The 501-nt window shown below is 47.9% G+C and carries 1 protein-coding gene; it reads left to right on the plus strand.

What is annotated here, in order from left to right; all coding sequences use genetic code 11:
* On the plus strand, window positions 1-501 hold a 501-nt coding region (gene argA, locus R7Q48_RS31660; RefSeq protein ID WP_318134437.1), incomplete at both ends, for an amino-acid N-acetyltransferase.

The raw sequence follows: 501 nt of genomic DNA on the forward strand, positions 1-501 counted from the left end.
ATTGACGACAATGGCAATGCCGTCGCAGAGTTGTTGCCTATCGAGGCAGAGCACGTCATCAAAACGCTTTCAGAAAACCACGCTTCAGATTCCGATTACAACACGGGCACTTTGCGTTTCCTCAAAGGTTCCATCGCCGCTTGTCGCGCTGGCGTCCCACGTAGCCATCTCATCAGCTACAAAGTAGATGGGGCTTTGATTCAGGAGTTGTTCTCGTTTGACGGTATCGGAACTCAAGTCGTCATGGCGAGCGCAGAGCAAGTTCGTCAAGCTGGTATTGATGACATCGGCGGTATTTTGGAATTGATTCATCCATTAGAAGAACAAGGCATTTTGGTCAGGCGTTCGAGAGAACAGCTTGAGCAAGAGATTGGTAAATTCACCATCATTGAAAAAGATGGCTTAATCATCGGATGCGCGGCTTTATACCCATATTCTGAAGAACGAAAAGCTGAAATGGCCTGTGTTGCTATTCACCCAGACTATCGGGATGGCAACCGA

This window comes from Vibrio sp. 378 (assembly GCF_033339435.1).